Origin of the sequence: Micromonospora haikouensis (assembly GCF_000876225.1) — a bacterium.
Lineage (GTDB): Bacteria > Actinomycetota > Actinomycetes > Mycobacteriales > Micromonosporaceae > Micromonospora > Micromonospora haikouensis.
This window is the reverse complement of sequence record NZ_JXSX01000002.1, coordinates 928,406-945,693: the sequence shown is the minus strand read 5'-3', so window position 1 is coordinate 945,693 and position 17,288 is coordinate 928,406. Positions and strand designations below refer to the sequence as shown.

The 17,288-nt window shown below is 73.4% G+C and carries 12 protein-coding genes; 5 read left to right on the top strand and 7 right to left on the bottom strand.

Features of this window, described 5'->3' with window-relative positions:
• Positions 1 to 162: 162 nt before the first annotated feature.
• The 5 genes from TK50_RS20870 to TK50_RS20850 all read right to left on the bottom strand — a co-directional run bounded on the left by TK50_RS20870 (position 163) and on the right by TK50_RS20850 (position 5,116).
• Positions 163 to 1,200, bottom strand: a complete 1,038-nt coding sequence (locus TK50_RS20870; RefSeq protein ID WP_043966129.1) for a lactonase family protein — start codon at positions 1,198 to 1,200, stop codon at positions 163 to 165.
• A gap of 132 nt (positions 1,201 to 1,332) precedes the next feature.
• A complete protein-coding gene (locus tag TK50_RS20865; RefSeq protein WP_043966126.1) occupies positions 1,333 to 1,932 on the bottom strand; it encodes a GTP-binding protein in 600 nt (199 codons plus the stop codon).
• Positions 1,913 to 2,299 carry a DUF742 domain-containing protein gene (locus tag TK50_RS20860; protein WP_043966612.1) on the bottom strand — a complete coding sequence of 129 codons (387 nt, stop codon included), beginning with the start codon at positions 2,297 to 2,299 and terminating at the stop codon, positions 1,913 to 1,915. Before TK50_RS20860 ends, TK50_RS20865 begins: the two co-directional genes overlap by 20 nt.
• On the bottom strand, positions 2,289 to 2,711 hold the full coding sequence (locus TK50_RS20855; protein ID WP_043966125.1) for a roadblock/LC7 domain-containing protein: 423 nt from the start codon (positions 2,709 to 2,711) through the stop codon (positions 2,289 to 2,291). The genes TK50_RS20860 and TK50_RS20855 overlap by 11 nt, the downstream gene beginning before the upstream one ends.
• A complete protein-coding gene (locus TK50_RS20850) occupies positions 2,711 to 5,116 on the bottom strand; it encodes a sensor histidine kinase (protein ID WP_043966123.1) in 2,406 nt (801 codons plus the stop codon). Before TK50_RS20850 ends, TK50_RS20855 begins: the two co-directional genes overlap by 1 nt.
• A gap of 300 nt (positions 5,117 to 5,416) precedes the next feature.
• Here TK50_RS20850 and TK50_RS20845 point away from each other — a divergent pair, with 300 nt between their 5' ends.
• The 3 genes from TK50_RS20845 to TK50_RS20835 all read left to right on the top strand — a co-directional run bounded on the left by TK50_RS20845 (position 5,417) and on the right by TK50_RS20835 (position 7,843).
• Positions 5,417 to 6,124 carry a hypothetical protein gene (locus TK50_RS20845; RefSeq protein WP_241774061.1) on the top strand — a complete coding sequence of 236 codons (708 nt, stop codon included), beginning with the start codon at positions 5,417 to 5,419 and terminating at the stop codon, positions 6,122 to 6,124.
• 10 nt (positions 6,125 to 6,134) lie between these two features.
• On the top strand, positions 6,135 to 7,088 hold the full coding sequence (locus tag TK50_RS20840) for a hypothetical protein (protein ID WP_043966121.1): 954 nt from the start codon (positions 6,135 to 6,137) through the stop codon (positions 7,086 to 7,088).
• A gap of 386 nt (positions 7,089 to 7,474) precedes the next feature.
• On the top strand, positions 7,475 to 7,843 hold the full coding sequence (locus TK50_RS20835; RefSeq protein ID WP_043966119.1) for a hypothetical protein: 369 nt from the start codon (positions 7,475 to 7,477) through the stop codon (positions 7,841 to 7,843).
• A 192-nt stretch (positions 7,844 to 8,035) separates the two neighbouring features.
• Here TK50_RS20835 and TK50_RS20830 read toward each other — a convergent pair whose 3' ends face one another.
• Complete coding sequence (locus TK50_RS20830) at positions 8,036 to 9,826, bottom strand: glycoside hydrolase family 6 protein (protein ID WP_043966117.1); 1,791 nt, start codon at positions 9,824 to 9,826, stop codon at positions 8,036 to 8,038.
• 590 nt (positions 9,827 to 10,416) lie between these two features.
• Between TK50_RS20830 and TK50_RS20825 the strand changes: the two genes are divergently transcribed.
• Together TK50_RS20825 and TK50_RS20820 are read left to right on the top strand one after the other, a co-directional pair.
• On the top strand, positions 10,417 to 11,367 hold the full coding sequence (locus TK50_RS20825; protein ID WP_043966610.1) for a hypothetical protein: 951 nt from the start codon (positions 10,417 to 10,419) through the stop codon (positions 11,365 to 11,367).
• A gap of 1 nt (position 11,368) precedes the next feature.
• Entirely contained in the window at positions 11,369 to 12,094 is a 726-nt protein-coding gene (locus tag TK50_RS20820) for a class F sortase (RefSeq protein ID WP_043966115.1), read from the top strand.
• A gap of 73 nt (positions 12,095 to 12,167) precedes the next feature.
• Here the strand turns inward: TK50_RS20820 and TK50_RS20815 are convergent, their stop codons facing one another.
• Positions 12,168 to 17,222: an NAD-glutamate dehydrogenase gene (locus tag TK50_RS20815; protein ID WP_043966113.1), complete on the bottom strand. Its 5,055-nt coding sequence runs from the start codon at positions 17,220 to 17,222 to the stop codon at positions 12,168 to 12,170.
• Positions 17,223 to 17,288: the final 66 nt, after the last annotated feature.

Sequence of the window (17,288 nt, the reverse complement as noted above, 5' to 3'; positions counted from 1 at the left end):
TGACCATCTTGCGGACCCGCTGCTGGTACTGCCACGTCCGTTCGGACGAAAGTTACTCAGGAGAGACAGATGTCATCACTTTTCCTACGCTGAGTGACGACCCGGTGCCCCGAGGTCGCCGACACGCCCCTGATCAGGGCCGGAACCGCCCGGAGCCGGGGGTCACGGCAGGACGCAGGTCGGGCTGGGCAGCGCCACGGGCTCCCCGACCGGCGTCGGGACCCCCGTCGCGGCGTCCACCCGGAACACCCGGACCATGTCGGCGCGCTCGTCGGCGACGTACAGGTGCTGGCCGGTCAGCGCGAAGTGCCGGGGCCACTCCCCGCCGGTCTCCACCTCCGCCACCGGCTCGGGCAGCTCTCCGGCGAGGGCGAAGACCGACACCGTGCCGACGCCCCGGTTGCCGACGTAGAGGAAGCGCCCGTCCACGCCGACGGCGATCTCGGAAGGCTGGACGTGCCCGGCGCGGGTGCTGGCGTCCACCCGGCCCCGCTGGTGCAGCGCCCCGTCGGCGGTCAGCTCGTACGCGGTGACCGTGGCGTCCAGCTCGCCGACCAGCCAGCAGCGCCGGCCGTCGGGGTGCCGGGCCAGGTGGCGGGGGCCGGAGCCGGGCGCGGCGTGCACCCGGGGCGCCCGGGGCACCAGCCGCCCGGAGGCCGCGTCGAGGTCGTACCGGTAGACCGAGTCGGTCCCCAGGTCGACGGCGAGCAGCGGCCCGCCGTCCGGCGCCGGGGAGACCATGTGGCAGTGCGCCTTCTCCTGCCGCTGCGGGTCGGGCCCGTGCCCGGCGTGGACCGCCAGGTCGCTGCGTTCGCCCGGCGCGCCCGTCGGGTCGAGCGGGAACACCGCCAGGCTTCCGCCGCCGTAGTTGGCCGCCACGAGGTGCCCGCCGTCGGAGGTGACCGCCAGGTGGCAGGGCTCGGCGCCGCCGGTGCCGCGCGAGCCGAGCGGGGTCAGGTCGCCGTCCGGGCCGACCCGGAACGCGCTGACCTCCCCCTCGGGCAGCTCGTTGGCGGCGTAGAGCACCGGCAGGGTGGGATGCCGGGTGAGGAAGGACGGCGACGGGGTCGCCGCGGCGGTGCCGAGCGGGGTCAGCGCGCCCGTCACGGGGTCGCGCCGGGCGGCGACGATCCCCTCGCCCCGCCCGCCGCTGGCCGCCGTGTAGCACCCAAGGTGGACGATCGTCTGCTGCCCGGTCATCCGGTCCGCCTTCCGCTGTTGTCCGTCGCCGGCCGTCCCGGCCCGCCGTCCGTGCCCGTCACCCCGGGTCCTTACCCGCGTCGGTCCGGATCCCTACCCACGTCGGTCCGGGTCCTCGCCCGCGCGGCCGGGTCAGGCCGGAACCGGCTCGCCGCGCTGCCGGGCGACGTGCTCGACCAGGGAGATCAGCACCAGCTTGCCGGACTGCCGGTCCCGGGCGTCGCAGAACACCAGCGGCACGCCCGGGTCGAGGTCCAGGGCGTGGCGTACGGCGTCCAGGCTGAACCGGCGGCCGTCGTCGAAGCAGTTCACCCCGACCACGAACGGGATGTTCCGCTGCTCGAAGTAGTCGATCGACGGGAAGCAGTCGGCCAGCCGGCGGGTGTCGGCGAGCACCACCGCCCCGAGCGCCCCGAAGGCCAGCTCGTCCCAGAGGAACCAGAACCGGTCCTGTCCCGGGGTGCCGAACAGATAGACCTGGAGATCCTCGTTGATGGTGATCCGGCCGAAGTCCATCGCCACCGTGGTGGTGGACTTGCCCTCCACGCCCGAAAGGTCGTCCACGCCGATCCCGGCGCCGGTGAGGACCTCCTCGGTCTGCAACGGCCGGACCTCGCTCAGCGCGCTCACCAGCGTCGTCTTGCCGGCACCGAAGCCGCCCGCGATGAGGATCTTCAGGGCCAGCGGGATCCGCACCCCGGACCCGTTCCGGTCATAGCGCACGGAGTCCATTGACCACCGCCTTGAGGATGTTGTCGTCGGGTAGGAACGCGGTGCCGGCCGGCTCGTGCACCGAGACCAGGCCACGGGCGAGCAGGTCGCCGACGAGCACCCGGACCACACCCACCGCGAGGTCCAGCTCGGCGGCCAGCTCGGCGACCGGGACCGGCCGCCGGGCGAGCTCCACCAGGCGGCGGTGCTCCGGGTGCAGCCGCGGGTGGGCCGCCGGGTCCGCGCCCCGGCCGGCGAGCACGAACGCCACCAGGTCGAGGCCGACCGGCGGCCGGACCCGCCCGCCGGTCAGCGTGTACGGCCGGACGACCGGGCCCGCGTCGCCGTCCAGCCACTCGTGCTGGGGCCCCGGGGACTCAGCCCGCATCGGCCCCACCCGAGGAGGCCCGGACCGGCGCCGCCAGGTTCTCGCCCACCCGGATCACCAGCATCGCCATCTCGTACGCCACCAGGCCGATGTCCGCGTCGGCCTCGGCGACGACCGCGAGGCACGCGCCCTGGCCGGCGGCGGTGACGAAGAGGTACGCCGACTCCATCTCCACCACCGTCTGCCGCACCCCGCCGGCGGCAAGGTGCCGGCTGGCGCCCTTGGCCAGGCTGGAGAAGCCGGAGGCCAGGGCGCAGAGGTGCTCGGCGGCCGTCCGGTCGAGCTCGGCGGAGGCGCCGAGCAGCAGCCCGTCCGCCGAGAGCACCACCGCCTCACGGGCGGCTGGTAGCCGCTCCACCAGCTCATCGAGCAACCAGTCGAGATCGACGTTCGGCTTCGTCGTGTGCACCACTAGGCGTCCCTCTCAGTTGCGGTCGTGGGTTGTTGCGGGGGCGCCGCCGGGGCGTCCGGTTCCGGTGTCGCGTCGGCGGCGGTGGTCGGGGTGGGTGCGGCGGGTGAGATCGGGGCGGCGGTGGTCGGGGCGGTGCCGTCGCCGACCGCGGGCAGGTCGGCGGCGGTGGTGCCGGCCGCGCCGTCCCGGCGGCCCCGGGCCGTGCCGGCCTGGAGCGCGGACATCAGCCGGCGGGCCTCCTCCGGGGCGCGCGGGGCCGGGGCGTCCTGGGCCGTCGGCCGGGGGCGGGTGGTGGGGCCACGCCGGCGCACCCGCCGGGGCAGGCCGTCGCCGTCTCCGCCCGGGTCGGCCGGCACGGAGCGGCTGGGCACCAGCGGCACCACGGCGGTCGACGAGTCGCCGCGTTCCCGGGTGATCCGGGCGGACCGGGGCCGGGGCAGCGTGTTGAGCCGGGTCACCTTGGCCATCCGCCGGTCGTCGCCCGCGCCCTGCGCCTCCCGCCTGCGGGGCGGGCCGGGCGGCGGCTCGCTGGTCACCAGGTCGTGCGGGATCAGCACCACGGCGGTGACCCCGCCCTGGGCGGCCGGCCGCAGCTGCACCCGGACGCCGTGCCGGGCGGCGAGCCGGGCGACCACGAACAGCCCGAGCCGGGCGCTGTCGGCCGGGTCGAACTCCGGCGGCGTCGCCAGCCTGCGGTTGGCCTCCTCCAGCGCCGGGGCGGCCATGCCCAGACCCTGGTCGATGATCTCCACGGCGTACCCGTTGGGCAGGCTCTGCCCCCGCACGACGACGCGGGTGCCGGGCGGGGAGAACGCGGTGGCGTTCTCGATCAGCTCGGCCAGCAGGTGGATGACGTCGCCGACGGCCCGGCCGACGGTGGCTGCGGGCTGCACGTCGGCGATGTCGACCCGGTCGTACGACTCCACCTCGGAGATCGCGCCCCGCACCAGGTCGACCATCGCGACCGGATTGCGCCAGCCCCGGCCCGGCGCGGCCCCGGCGAGGATCACCAGGTCCTCGGCGTGCCGGCGCAACCGGGTGGCCAGGTGGTCCACCCGGAACAGTTCGGCCAGCTCGTCCGGGTCCTCGACGCGGCGCTCCATCCGGTCCAGCAGGGCGAGCTGCCGGTGCACCAGCCCCTGGCTGCGCCGGGCGATGTTGAGGAAGACCTCGTTGAGCCCGCGCCGCAGGGTCACCTCGTCCACGGCGGAACGGACGGCCGTCCGGCCCACCTCGGTGAACGCGCGCCCCACCTGGCCGATCTCGTCCTCGCCGTACTGCAGCGGCGGGGCTTCCCTGGCCACGTCGACGTCCTCGCCGCGACGCAGCCGGGTCACCACGTCCGGCAACCGGCGCTCGGCCATCTCCAGGGCGGCGTCGCGCACGGCGGTGAGCCGCCGCGCCAGCGACCGGCCGACCCGCAGCGAGAACAGCACCGACGCCACGATCGCGGCGAGCCCGAGCACGCCGGCCACGCCGAGCCGGGCCAGGATGCCGACCGCCACCGGCACCGTCCGGTCGGCGATCGCGTCGGCCTGGGTGAGCTCGAAGTCGCGCAGTCCACGCTGGACCGCCTCCTGGCTGGTCTCCCAGGCGCGGGCGTCCAGCCGCGGTGCCCGGCCGGGATCGGCCCGCACCAGCTCGTCCTGGAGGACGCGCAACCGGACGAACGCCTCGCTCTCGGCCAGCCGCTGGTAGGCCGCCCGGTCGTCCGCCGGCAGGTCGGCCACCGCCGTCTCGGTCAGGAACCGCTGGTTGCCGATGATCTGGACGAGCTGGGTGTGCTCGCCCGTGGCGTAGCGCCCGGTGACGAGCACCCCGGCGAGCAGCGCGTCGGCCTGCCCGAGCAGCTCCCGGGACCGGCCGAGCGCGGTCAGCGCCAGCGCCTGCCGGTTGAGCTCGTTGTCGGGCAGGGCCGCCAGCGCGGTGAACGCCTGGAAGGCCGCGCCCACCATGCCGCTGTAGAGGCCGATCGCGCCCGTCCGGTCCACCTGACGGCGGTCGATGAACCCCCGGCCGGCGGGCAGCGCGTCCAGCGCGCCGAGCAGCCGGTCGAGCCGGGCGTCGAGCAGGTCGCCGGCGGCGTCGCGCAGTCGCTCGCCGTTGACCCGGCGGCGCAGTTCGGCGACCGCGACGTCGGTGCGTCGCCGCTGCTCGGTCAGCTCCGGCAGCTCGGCGGTGCCGGCGAGCTGCACCACGGTCAGCCGGCGCTCGCGTTGCAGCTCGGCGACGACGGTCTCCCCGGGCCGGCCGAAGTCGTAGAGGAGGGTGCCCGCGGAGAGCAGGTCCAGCGCGGGGCCGAAGGCGAGCGTGGTTGCGAAGATCCACAGGGCCAGCAGCGCGCTGACCGGCGCTACGACCAGGGCCGTCAGCTTCGAGCGGATCGGCCAGTCGCGGGTGTTCATCAGACCTCGCCCGGAACGTGTGGCAGCGGGTGGCACCGGCACCGGCCAGGCTTCGCCGCCACGGCACCGGGGCACCGGCACGGGCGCCTTGGGCAGGATACGTAATCGTCGGCGGATGCGGTACCGGCCTCTCGCCCGGTGCGCTCGCCCCGGCACGCTCTGCTGTATCGGAGTCCGGACCCATCAGGGCGGGAACCCCCCATCCGTCACCCGGCATCCGCCGATCGCCCAGGAAAGTCGCCCGGATCGGGATTGGCGATCAGCGACCGGAGGGAATACCGGAGGGACGAAGGAGGAGCCATGTCGCCCACGCAGGTAATCGTCATAGTTCTCGTCGTACTCGTGGTGGTCGCGGCCCTGGCCGTCGTCGGCCGGCAGGTCGCCCGCCGCCGCGCGCTGCGGTCCCGGTTCGGGCCCGAGTACGACCGGGTGGTCGCCGAGCGGGACAGCCGCGCCGACGCCGAGCGGGAGCTGCGGGACCGGGAACGCCGGCACGCGGAGCTGACGCTCACCCCGCTCACCCCCGAGTCCCGGGCCCGGTACGCGGCGGCGTGGGAGGAGCTCCAGGTCCGCTTCGTCGACTCCCCCGCCGAGACGGTCAGCGACGCGGACGAGTTGGTCGGCCGGCTCGTCGCCGAGCGCGGGTACCCGACCGGGGACTTCTCCGACCAGATCGCCCACCTCTCCGTCGAACACGCCCGGACGCTCTCCCACTACCGGGACGCCCACGAGATCCGGCTGCGCAACGAGCGCGGCGAGGCCGGCACCGAGGAGCTGCGCCAGGCAGTCGTCCACTACCGGGCGCTCTTCGCCGACCTGCTCGGCGCGGACCCGGTGGCCGCCCGCGTCCCCGAGCAGCGCGACCCGGACCAGCAGCACCTGGACCAGCAGCACCCGGAGCCCCGCCGGCCCGAGCAGCACCACCCGGAGCAGCGCCAGCCGGACAGCGCGGCCCGGGAGGCGGAGCAGACGCCGGTCGACCGTCCGCACGACGTCACGAGCCGTTGAGGAGAGCCAGATGCGCCAGGAGCAGCAGGTGAGCAGCGACCACCCCGAGGCCGTCAGGTCCGCGCCGGTGCCGGTGCCGCCCCCGGGCGGGGCGACCGGCGACGCGGCGGCCCGCCGGGGCCGGGACGTCGAGGGCCGCGCCGAGGTGCCCGAGGACGTGCTGGACGACCGGGGTACCTTCGACGACCCGGCCGTGGCCGACGAGCGCGGCGACAGCGCGCCCGAGTTCCACGAGCCGGCCCCGCTGCCGACCGCGTTCGGGGCGACCACGGTCGGCGGCGCGGTCGCGGCCTCGGCGATGGCCAGCGGCCGCCCCGAGGACGAGCGGGACCCGCGCGGCGAGGACACCGCCCGGCCGGGCGACGGCGCGCCGGGCAGGACGGACGCGTTCGACGACGAGCGGGCCGACCCGACCGCCGCCGACCGACTGCACGACCGGTCCCGGTGGACGACCGACGAGCCGGGAGACGGGCGCACCGGGGCCCGCCACGCGGTCGACGGGCGGGCCGGCGCGGACCGCGACCAGACCGACGCGGTGGTCGCCGGCGCGGCCGGGTACGGCCGACCCGAGCCCGGCATGATCGACCCGGACGCACGGGACGACGCCCCGTCCGCTCCCGGCGTCGGCGCGCACACGCGGGACGGCGTCGCTGCGGTCACGGCGGCGGCCCGGCCCACCACGGGCGCGGTGCCCGAGGACGCCGCCACGCTCTTCGAGCCCGGCACCGCCCAGGGCTTCAGGGACCGCTGGCGCGACGTCCAGCTCCGCTTCGTCGACGATCCCCGGGCCGCCGCCGGCCAGGCCGAGTCGCTGGTCGGGGAGGCGATCGAAGCGCTGGCCGCCGCGCTCGCGGAGCAGAAGAACAAGCTGGGCGACTGGCAGCAGACCGGCGACGACACCGAGCAGCTCCGGATCGCGGTACGCGGGTACCGCGACTTCCTGGACCGGGTGCTCGGCCGCTGACCGTCCCCGCTGCGCGCGCCCCGGCCGACCACGGCCGGGGCGCGTCGGCGTCCGCCCTCTGATTCTTGGACAGTTACCGTTCGCCCGGCGAACAGCACCTGTCCAAGATTCGCCGGACCACGCGTCGAAGGGCGGGGGGGGTCGCGTCGGGGTGGTGGCGCGCGCATTACGGCCGCACGAGGGGTGACGCGACGGCGGCGGCCTGCTGTTCCTGCTCTGGCAGTGGCTCAGCCCGGCCGCGCCGCCCGGGCCGGCCCGGGGCGACGAGCGGGGTTGACCGGGCAAGGAGCGGGGCCGACCGGGGCCCGGCGTCGTCGGCATGCCCTCGGCCCTGCGGGGTACGCGAGGGGGATCAGGCAGCACCTGGCGCACAGGAGGGCAGCAGGATGACGGAGCGCGAACCGAACGCGGGGCGACCGCTGGAGGAGAGCCCCGAGGTGGCGGCGGCGGTGGACGACGAGAGCACGGTGCCGCAGCTGCGTACCGGCGGCGGGGCCGACCGGGACAACCCGTCCTTCGCCGGGCCGGGGGAAGCCGTGGAGGGGGTCGGTTCGACCGAGGACCTGCTCGGCGACCCGTACGGCGGGGGCACGGGTGCCGGCGGGGACAACATCCGCACCGGCGCGGAGCAGCCGTGGGACCCGGAGGACCTGGTGCTGGCGCGGGGCCAGGACCCGACCCCGGAGAACATCGAGCGGGCCCGCCGGGACCTGGCCGAGCAGGGCCGGGCGGCGGTGGAGCGGACGGTGCCCTGACCGGCCCGCACCTCACCGGCTCGGGCCTGAGGGCCCGGAACAGGCCGGCCCGGGCCTGCTCTGGCCCGGAACTCGCCGGCCCGGAACAGGCGGGGGCCCCTGGCCCGACCGGTGGACGGTCGGACCAGGGGCCGGGGGAACCTGCCGGCGCGGTGCCTCACTCCCGCGGCGGCCGGTAGGCCTTCCGCCTGGTCAGGAGAGCGGCGGGTAGGCGTTCTGCATCAGCTGGGCGAACTGCGCCGGGAACCAGGCGCCCGAGATCGGGGCACCCGACAGCGCGCCGCTCATGCTGTTGCCGTTACGGGCGTTACCGGTGTAGGTCGGGTCGCACATCCGGTCGAAGCCCTTGCCCTCGTTGTTCGGGATCTCGGTGCTGGAACCGTCCGACTCACCCGGGGGCTTCACCCAGACGTAGGCGTCGATGCCCGGCTCCGGAGCGGCCTTCGGACGCTCGCCGAGGCCCGCGCCGGCCTGGTTGCACCAGTTGCCGGTGTGGAAGCGCCGGTCGACCCGGCCGCCGTTGACGTAGGTGTCCACGCTGGTCATCGCACCCGGGCCGGTGGGCCGGGCGGAGCCGCCCCAGCCGTTGCGGGAGGTGTCGATCAGCATGCCGATGTTGCTGCTGAAGCCCTTGGAGACCAGCTCGTTGCGGAACGCCTGGGCGAAGGAGAGCTCGTCGACGTAGTAGTTCCAGTCGACCCACTTGGACTGGCGGACGGTCTGGCCGTTCACCGTGTCGGTGACCTTGAAGTACGGCTCCTTGAGAGCCGAGTAGTTCGCGGTGTTCACGATGAAGCCGTGCACGTTGGCCGGGGTGCTGCCGGACGCGCCGGCGGCCTCACGCAGGATCGCGGCGCTCGGGCTGAAGTTGCTGTCCCAGCCCAGCCAGCCGTGGTGGCCGGCGTCGATGTAGTTGTAGACGTTGCCGATCGCGCCCAGCTTCGCCAGGGCGTAGCCCACGCCGTTGACGTACCCGCCGTTGGCCTTCATCGTGTCGCACGTCGCCGTGCCGCCCGGCTTGTCCGAGGTGTTGGTGATCAGGTTCGGCAGCGAGTCGATCTCGACGATGTTGATGATCCGCAGGCTGGCGTACTTCGGGTCGCCCTGGATCGCCGCGATCGGGTCGATGTACTCGGTCTTGTAGCGGGGCAGCTCGTCCGGCTTCAGCTCACCGTTGGAGGCGAGGGCGGAGCAGTCGCGGCCGGGGAGGTTGTAGATGACGAACTGGATGTAGTTCGCACCCTGGGCCAGCGCGGCGTTCAGGTGGTCACGCACGCCCATGGCCCCGTTGGAGCTGCTGTCCGGGGTGCCGTTGATGGCGGCGATCCGGTCGATCCACACGGCGGTGGGGGTGTTGGACACCCGGTTGCCGCCCGCGACGGACTCGGCCTTGGCCTTCCACTCCGGGTTCACGTACCCCTTGGCGTTCAGGTACGGGTTGTCCACCTTCTGCCCCGGCGGGGTCGTCGGCGGCGGGGTGGTCGGCGGCGGGGTCGTCGGCGGGGGCGTCGTCGGCGGGGTGGTGGTCGGCGGCGGCGTGGTGGGGTTGGTGGTGCCGCCGTTGCAGACCACGCCGTTCAGGGTGAACGAGGTGGGCTTCGGGTTGCTGCCGCTCCACGAGCCGTTGAAGCCGAGGGTCACGCTGCCGCCGCTGGCGATCGAGCCGTTGTAGGACTCGTTCGTGGCGGTGACGTTCTGCCCGCTCTGGCTCCACTTCGCCGACCAGCCCTGCACGACCTTCTGGCTGCTGTTCGGGAAGGTGAAGCCGAGGTTCCAGGACGAGACGGCGTCGCCGATGTTCTTGATGGTGACGCTGCCGGTGAAGCCGCCGGCCCAGTCGTTGGTGGTGTAGTCGACGCTGCACTGGGTCGCGGCCTGGGCCGCGGTGACCGGAATGGTCACCAGACCGCCGGCGACCAGCGCGCCCGCACCGGTCAGTGCGAGCGCCCGGCGACGGCCGGACAGTCTCTTCCTCATACTCATGCCACTGATCTCCTTGGGCGAGACCGGACTCGCGGCCCGGCGGAACGGCGCGCGACATCGAAAGACATCGACGGCGCCACGGGGGATTTCGGGGGTGCCCGACCCGGACGGGCAGTGTGGTGGTGGTGCGCGACCGGCGCGCGGAACGGCCGGTCGGGCGGCGGACGTCGTCCGGTGGAACCGGTGCCCTCGACATCTGCCTTGCGCGGTGTGGCTCCCCGTACCGCGTGAGGGAATTCTTGCATGGGAGCGCTTCCATGGCAATGGTTCGATGCCGGGCGGCCCCACCCACCGGGGACGAGCGGCCCGGTAGGGGCGTCGGAGCACCGGAGGAACCGACCGGGACGCCGCACGTGAGCGACCCTCCCCCCTCGAAAGGGTGCGGGAACGCCCGGCCGGTCGCAACCCCGTCGACCGACCCGATTCATCCGACACATGGCGTCAAACGCGCTTAAGTGACCTTCACCCTCATGCTCAGGCAAACTGTAAAACACGAATCTTTCCCCTGATAGCTCGCGAACAGGGCTAACGTCGTGGGTAGCTCGGCTGACGTCGGGCTCAGGACGAAGAGGGATGGAGTGACGCAGGTCATGGCAAACAAGATGCTCGGGAAGGTCGTTGCGGGTGCCGCGCTCGGCGGCGCGTCCCTGCTGGTGTTCACGCCGGGGATCGCGTTCGCGGACGGCCACTACGACGGCGAGACCCGCGACGGCAAGGTCTATGCCAAGCCGCACGTCGTCAAGCCCGGCGAGAAGGTCAAGATCCTGGAAATCTGCCCCGAGGCCCAGGAGCACGCCGCCGTCTGGTCCGAGGTGACCGGCAAGGTCAAGCTGCACCCGGCGGAGGAGGACCACGGCTACCGGGGCGAGGAAGAGGGCGCCTGGGCCGAGGAGAAGGCCGGCGAGGAGCACGGCGAGGCCAAGGAAGACGAGAAGGCCGGCGAGGAGCACGGCGGGGCCAAGGAAGGCGACAAGGCCAAGGAGGACGAGAAGTCCAAGGCCAAGGAGGACGAGAAGGCCAAGGGCGGCAAGGGCGGCGGCGCCGCCGACGACTCGTCCGGCGAGTGGAGCGGCTACGAGCACGACCAGGAGGCCGAGAAGGGCTACGGGCACAAGTCCGAGAAGTCCGAGAAGAAGTCCGAGAAGGACTGGTCGAGCGAGGACTCCGGCTACGGCAAGGAGAAGAGCTACGGCGAGGACTCCAGCTACGGCCAGGACAAGGGCTACGGCGAGGACTCCAGCTACGGCGAGGACAAGGGGTACGGCGAGGAGAAGTCCTGGGAGCACAAGAAGGACTTCGTCTACTACGGCGAGGCGGAGGTCGCCGAGGACGCCCGCCCGGGCCGCTACGAGCTGAAGGGCTCCTGCGGCGAGGGCGAACTCGTCGTGCTCCCGCGCGGCCACGTCGAGGGCGGTGACGGCGGCGCGGCCGGCGGCACCGACCGTGGGCTCGCCACCACCGGGGCGAGCATGATGGGCGCCGCGGCGCTCGGCGGCATCGTGCTGATGCGGCGGCGTCGGGCCAATGGGTCCCTCGCCTGACGTGACGGCGACACCGGCCGGCGGCCGCCACGGGACACCGTGGCGCGCCGCCGGCGCGGCCGTCGTCGTCCTGCTCGCCATGGTGGGCGCCGGGATGGTCGGCGCGTCCATGCGCGCCGCGCCCACCCCCCGCCCGCCCCAGCCGGTCACCCAGGCCGGCCCCGACCGCGTCGGTGGGGTCACGGACGACGGCGGGAACGTCGCCGGTCAGGGGCCCCTCGACGCCGACACGGAGGCGGCGGACGGGGGGCAGCCGACGGCCGGCCTGGCCCGGGCCACCCCGACCACCATCAGGATCCCCCGCATCGGCGTCGACGCACCGATCATGACGCTGGGCACCAACCCGGACGGCACCGTCCAGGTTCCCCCGCTGGAGCAGGCGTTGAGCGCCGGCTGGTATTCCCCGGGCGCGAGCCCCGGCGAGATCGGCAACGCCGTCGTCGTGGGCCACGTCGACTCGGCGAAGGTCGGCGGCCCCGCCGTGTTCTACTCCCTCGGCGCGCTCCAGCCGGGCGACACCATCGAGGTGGCCCGGGACGACGGCAGCCGCGTCACCTTCACGGTCGACGAGGTGCGGGCGTACCCGAAGGCCGCCTTCCCCACCGAGCTGGTCTACGGACCCAACGACCGGGCCGGCCTGCGGGTCGTCACCTGCGGCGGGCAGTTCGACCAGGCGGCGGGCAGCTACGTGGACAACGTCATCGTGTTCGCCACGATGACCGGCTGACCCGGACGGTTCGGCCGTGCGGGGCGCGGCCGGTCGGCATCCGACCGGCCGCGCCCCGCACCCGCGACCCGGGTCAGGCCGCCGAGGTGCGCACCAGCGTGCGGATCTGGCGCAGCAGCACCGACAGCGCGGCGAGGTCCGCCCGCGAGTCGTCGAACTCCCCCATCGCCCGCCGGGCCCGGTGGATCGACGTCGCGTTGGACTGCTCCCACTGCTCCACCCGCTCCAGCGGCGGCAGCGAGTCCGGCGTCGAGCCGAGCACCTCCGCGGTGAGCGCGGCCAGCGCGGCGTACAGGTCGTAGCGCAGCGCCATCCGGGCCAGGGTCTGCCAGCGGTCCGCCCGGGGCAGCAGGGAGATCTTCGACAGCAGCGAGTCGACCCGGAACCGGTCGGAGAGCACGAAGTAGACCGAGGCCACCTCGCCGACGTCCCGGCCGCTGGTCGCCGCCGTCTCCACCACGTCCAGCAGGCCGAAGCTGTACATCAGCCGGGTCGCCTGCTCGGCCAGCCCGCGCGGCAGCCCCCGCGAGGTCATCGCGTCGATGTGGGCGGCGATGCCCTCCCGCTCGCTGCCGTAGAAGAGGTTCTCCAGGCCGGGCAGCAGCCGGGCCACCCCGTCGCGCAGCCGGGCGATCTCCGCCGGCACGTCCAGCGGCGAACGCCGGTTGGTCACCAGCCAGCGCACCGCCCGGTCGAGCAGCCGCCGGGTGTCCAGGTAGACGGCGGTCTGCAGCTCCGGGTCGACCTTGTTGTCCAGCGCCTCGACCGCGTCCCACAGCTCGCGCAGCCCGAACACCTCGCGGACCACCACGTACGCCCGGATCACGTCCGCCGCCGACGCCGCCGTCTCCTCGACCACCCGGAAGACGAACGTGATGCCGCCCCGGTTGATCGCCTCGTTCACGAGCACGGTGGTGACGATGTCGCGGCGCAGCCGGTGCTGGCCCATCCGGTCGGCGAACCGCTCGCGCATCGGCGTCGGGAAGTAGTTGACCAGGACGTCGGTCGTCCACTCCTCGTCCGCGAGCCCTTCGGCCAGGATCTCCCGCTCCAGCACGATCTTCGTGTACGCGAGCAGCACCGCGAACTCCGGCGCGGTCAGCCCGGTCTCGGTGCGGGCCGCCAGCTCCTCGTCCGGCGGCAGCGCCTCCAGCGCCCGGTTCAGCGCGCCCGAGCGCTCCAGCTCGTTGATCATCCGCCGGTGCACCGGGAGCAGCGAGGCGGCCTGCGCCTGCGAGTTGTTGATCGCGCGGGCCTGGTCGTAGTTGTCGCGCAGCACCAGCTCGGCGACCTCGTCGGTCATCCCGGCCAGCAGCTCGTCGCGCTCCGGCACGGTCAGTTCCCCGTCGGCGACCGCCGTGTTGAGCAGGATCTTGATGTTCACCTCGTGGTCGGAGCAGTCCACCCCGGCCGCGTTGTCGATGAAGTCGGTGTAGATCCGCCCGCCCGCGAGGGCGTACTCGATCCGGCCGAGCTGGGTGCAGCCCAGGTTGCCGCCCTCGCCGACCACCCGGCAGCGCAGGCTCCGCCCGTCGACCCGGATCGCGTCGTTGGACTTGTCGCCCACCTCCGCGTTGGTCTCCGAGGACGCCTTGACGTACGTGCCGATGCCGCCGTTCCAGAACAGGTCCACCGGTGCCGTCAGGATGGCCTTCATCAGCTCCTGCGGCGAGAGCTGGGTGACGTCGTCGTCCAGCCCGAGCACGGCGCGGACCTGCGGCGACACCGGCACCGACTTCGCGGCGCGCGGGTACACCCCGCCACCGGCGGAGATCAGCTTCTCGTCGTAGTCCTCCCACGACGACCGGGGCAGGTCGAACAGCCGCTTCCGCTCGGCGTACGAGGCGGCGGCGTCCGGGTCCGGGTCGAGGAAGATGTGCCGGTGGTCGAACGCGGCCACCAGCCGGATGTGCTCGCTGAGCAGCATCCCGTTGCCGAACACGTCGCCGGACATGTCACCGACGCCGACCACCGTGAAGTCCTGGGTCTGGGTGTCGTGCCCCAGCTCCCGGAAGTGCCGCTTCACCGACTCCCAGGCGCCCCGGGCGGTGATGCCCATCTTCTTGTGGTCGTACCCGGCGGAGCCGCCCGAGGCGAACGCGTCGCCCAGCCAGAACTGGTGCCCCGCCGAGATCTCGTTGGCGATGTCGGAGAACGTGGCGGTGCCCTTGTCCGCCGCCACCACCAGGTACGGGTCGTCCGCGTCGTGCCGGACCACGTCCTCGGGCGGCACGATCTCACCGGCGACGATGTTGTCGGTGACGTCCAGCATCGCGCCGACGAACTCCTGGTAGCAGGCGACCGCCTCGTCCCGGTCCCCCGGCTTCTGCTTGAGCACGAAGCCGCCCTTCGCGCCCACCGGCACGATCACGGCGTTCTTCACCATCTGCGCCTTGACCAAGCCGAGCACCTCCGTGCGGAAGTCCTCCCGCCGGTCGGACCAGCGCAGCCCGCCCCGGGCCACCGGCCCGTAGCGCAGGTGCACGCCCTCGAACCGGGGCGAGTAGACGAAGATCTCGAACCGCGGGCGCGGGGCCGGCAGGTCCGGGATGGCCTGCGGGTCCAGCTTGAACGCCACGTACGGCTTCGGCCGGCCGCCGACCGGCTTCGCGTAGAAGCTGGTGCGCAGGGTGGCCTGGATCAGCGTGAGGTAGGAGCGCAGGATGCGGTCCTGGTCGAGGCTGGCGACGTCGTCCAGCGCCGCCTTGACCGCCGCCACCAGCTCGCCGCCGCGCTCGCGGCGCTGCTCGACGCTCGCCTCGCCCGGGGCGAACCGCACCTCGAACAGCTCCACCAGCAGCGCGGCGATCCTCGGGTACGCGATGAACGTCTGCTCCATGTAGTCCTGCGAGAAGACCGTCCCGGTCTGCCGCAGGTACTTCGCGTACGCCCGCAGCACCACCACCTGCCGCCAGGTGAGCCCGCCGCGCAGCACCAGCTCGTTGAAGCCGTCCACCTCGGCCTCGCCCCGCCACGCCGCCGCGAAGGCGTTCTCCACGTGCGGGCGCACCTCGGCCAGCTCCTGGTGCCCCTCGGGCAGCCGCAGCCCGAAGTCGTACAGCCAGATCCGCCCGTCGACGCGCTCCACCTCGTACGGGTGCTCGTCGACCACCTTCACGCCGAGCGAGTGCAGCACCGGCAGCACCGCCGACAGCATCATCGGCTCGCCGTAGCGGTAGACCTTGAACCGCACGTCCATCGTCTCGTCGACGTCGGCGTCCCGGCCGCCGCCCGCGCGCGGGGCGAGCTGCTTGCGGAACAGGTGCATCTCCAGCTGGCCGGGCTCCTCCAGCAGCTCCAGCTTCGCCAGGTCCTTCATCGCCTCGTACGGCGTGTGCCCGTCCTTGTAGCCCTCCGGGAACGCGTCGGCGTACCGGCTGAACAGGTGCTTGGCCTGCTCGTCGCCGAGCTTGCGCTCCAGCACCAGGCGGTAGTCGTCGTCCCACAGCCGGGTCGCGTCGGCCAGCTCCTCGGCCAGCAGGTCCGCGTCGATGTCCCCCGGCGGGCGGGTCGGGTCCGTCCGCACGATGAAGTGCACCCGGGCCAGCATCGACTCGGTGACCCGGGTGGTGTAGTCCACCCCGACGCCGTTCAGCTCGCGCAGCAGGATGTCCTGCATGCGCAGCCGGTTCTGCGTGGTGAACCGGTCCCGGGGCAGGTAGATCAGGCAGGAGATGAACCGCCCGTACGCGTCGCGGCGCAGGAACACCCGCAGCTGCCGGCGACCCGCCATGCGCAGCACGCCGATCACCGCGTGGTAGAGGTCCTCGGTCTTGATCTGGAACAGCTCGTCGCGCGGGTACGTCTCCAGGATCTGGAGCAGGTCCTTGCCGGAGTGGCTGCGCTGGCTCAGGCCGGAGCGGTCCAGCACCTCGGCCACCTTCCGGCGCACCACCGGCAGCTCCCGCACGCTCGTGCGGTACGCCGCCGTGGAGAACAGGCCGAGGAACCGCCGCTCGCCGACCACCTGACCGGCGTCGTCGAAGACCTTGAAGCCGATGTAGTCGAGGTACGCCGACCGGTGCACGGTGGCCCGCGAGTTCGCCTTCGTGATGATCAGCAGGCGCTTCTCCAGCACCTTCTCGTGCGCCTCGGGCGTCATCGACGACAGCGCCCGCGCCTCCGGGGAGTCCGACCGCAGGATGCCCAGGCCCGTGCCGAGCACCGCCTCCAGCGCCGGCCCCTCGCCGCCGGGGGCGTCGACCAGCCGGTACTCCCGGTAGCCGAGGAAGGTGAAGTGGTCGTGGGCGAGCCAGCGCAGCAGCTCCACCGAGTCCGTGATGTCCTTCTCCGGCACCGGCGGCCGACTGTCCGAGGTGCGCGCGGTGGCCAGCTCGTCGGCCAGGGCCAGGGCGCGCTGGCGCATCCTCGGCCAGTCCTCCACGGCCTCCCGCACGTCGGTGAGCACCCGCTGCAACTCGCGGCGCAGCTTCTCCCGCTCGGCGGCGTCGCGGACCGGGTCGATCTCGATCCGCATCCAGCTCTCGACGAGGTCCCCGTCGATCGAGTCGTCGGGCTCCACGTCGGCGGCGACCTCGACGAGGCGGCCCAGCGGCTCGCGGCGCACCACCACCAGCGGGTGGACCAGCAGGTGCACGTCGAGGTGGTGGGCGTTGAGCAGGGCGGTCACCGAGTCGACCAGGAACGGCATGTCGTCGGTGACGATCTCGATCACCGTGTGGTGCTGGTCGGCGTCCGGCTCGTGGATGCGCAGCTTCAGCTCGCCCGGCACCCGCTGTTGGGCGAGGTCCCGGTGGGCGCGGGCCGCGTCGAGCATCTCCTCCGCGGTGAACCCGATCAGCTCCTCGTCGGGGGCGAACCGCCAGAAGCGGCCGACCAGTGTCGCCGCGTCGTGGTCGTCCCCGGCCAGCGCGACGGCCTGGGCGACCAGGCGTTCGGCGTTCGGGACCGGCTCGTCGAGCTCGGCGTCCTCGACGTCGTCGGCCAGCGCCTCCGCGGGCAGCCCGAGGTCGTAGAGGGTGTCGATGCTCGCACCGGTCATCCCGGTCACGCCTGTGTCGAGTCGGCCGAAGCCGTCCCCGTCGGTTGCCGAATCGAAACTGTCGTCCCGGCCGGTGTCGTCCTGCCGGAGGTCGGGTCCCGGTTTGATCGCCGGACGCCGGTCCATCGGTGCCACTCCCCTCGACCCACCGCGTTGTGGGTCACTCTGCCGCCCAGCCTAGGCCCTCCCGAT

Bases quoted from the DNA above. Each gene is read 5' to 3' on its own strand.
- TK50_RS20870 (WP_043966129.1), bottom strand. From the start codon at position 1,200: ATGACCGGGCAGCAGACGATCGTCCACCTTGGGTGCTACACGGCGGCC.
- TK50_RS20865 (WP_043966126.1), bottom strand. From the start codon at position 1,932: ATGGACTCCGTGCGCTATGACCGGAACGGGTCCGGGGTGCGGATCCCG.
- TK50_RS20860 (WP_043966612.1), bottom strand. From the start codon at position 2,299: ATGCGGGCTGAGTCCCCGGGGCCCCAGCACGAGTGGCTGGACGGCGAC.
- TK50_RS20850 (WP_043966123.1), bottom strand. From the start codon at position 5,116: ATGAACACCCGCGACTGGCCGATCCGCTCGAAGCTGACGGCCCTGGTC.
- TK50_RS20845 (WP_241774061.1), top strand. From the start codon at position 5,417: ATGTCGCCCACGCAGGTAATCGTCATAGTTCTCGTCGTACTCGTGGTG.
- TK50_RS20840 (WP_043966121.1), top strand. From the start codon at position 6,135: ATGCGCCAGGAGCAGCAGGTGAGCAGCGACCACCCCGAGGCCGTCAGG.
- TK50_RS20835 (WP_043966119.1), top strand. From the start codon at position 7,475: ATGACGGAGCGCGAACCGAACGCGGGGCGACCGCTGGAGGAGAGCCCC.
- TK50_RS20830 (WP_043966117.1), bottom strand. From the start codon at position 9,826: ATGAGTATGAGGAAGAGACTGTCCGGCCGTCGCCGGGCGCTCGCACTG.
- TK50_RS20825 (WP_043966610.1), top strand. From the start codon at position 10,417: ATGGCAAACAAGATGCTCGGGAAGGTCGTTGCGGGTGCCGCGCTCGGC.
- TK50_RS20815 (WP_043966113.1), bottom strand. From the start codon at position 17,222: ATGGACCGGCGTCCGGCGATCAAACCGGGACCCGACCTCCGGCAGGAC.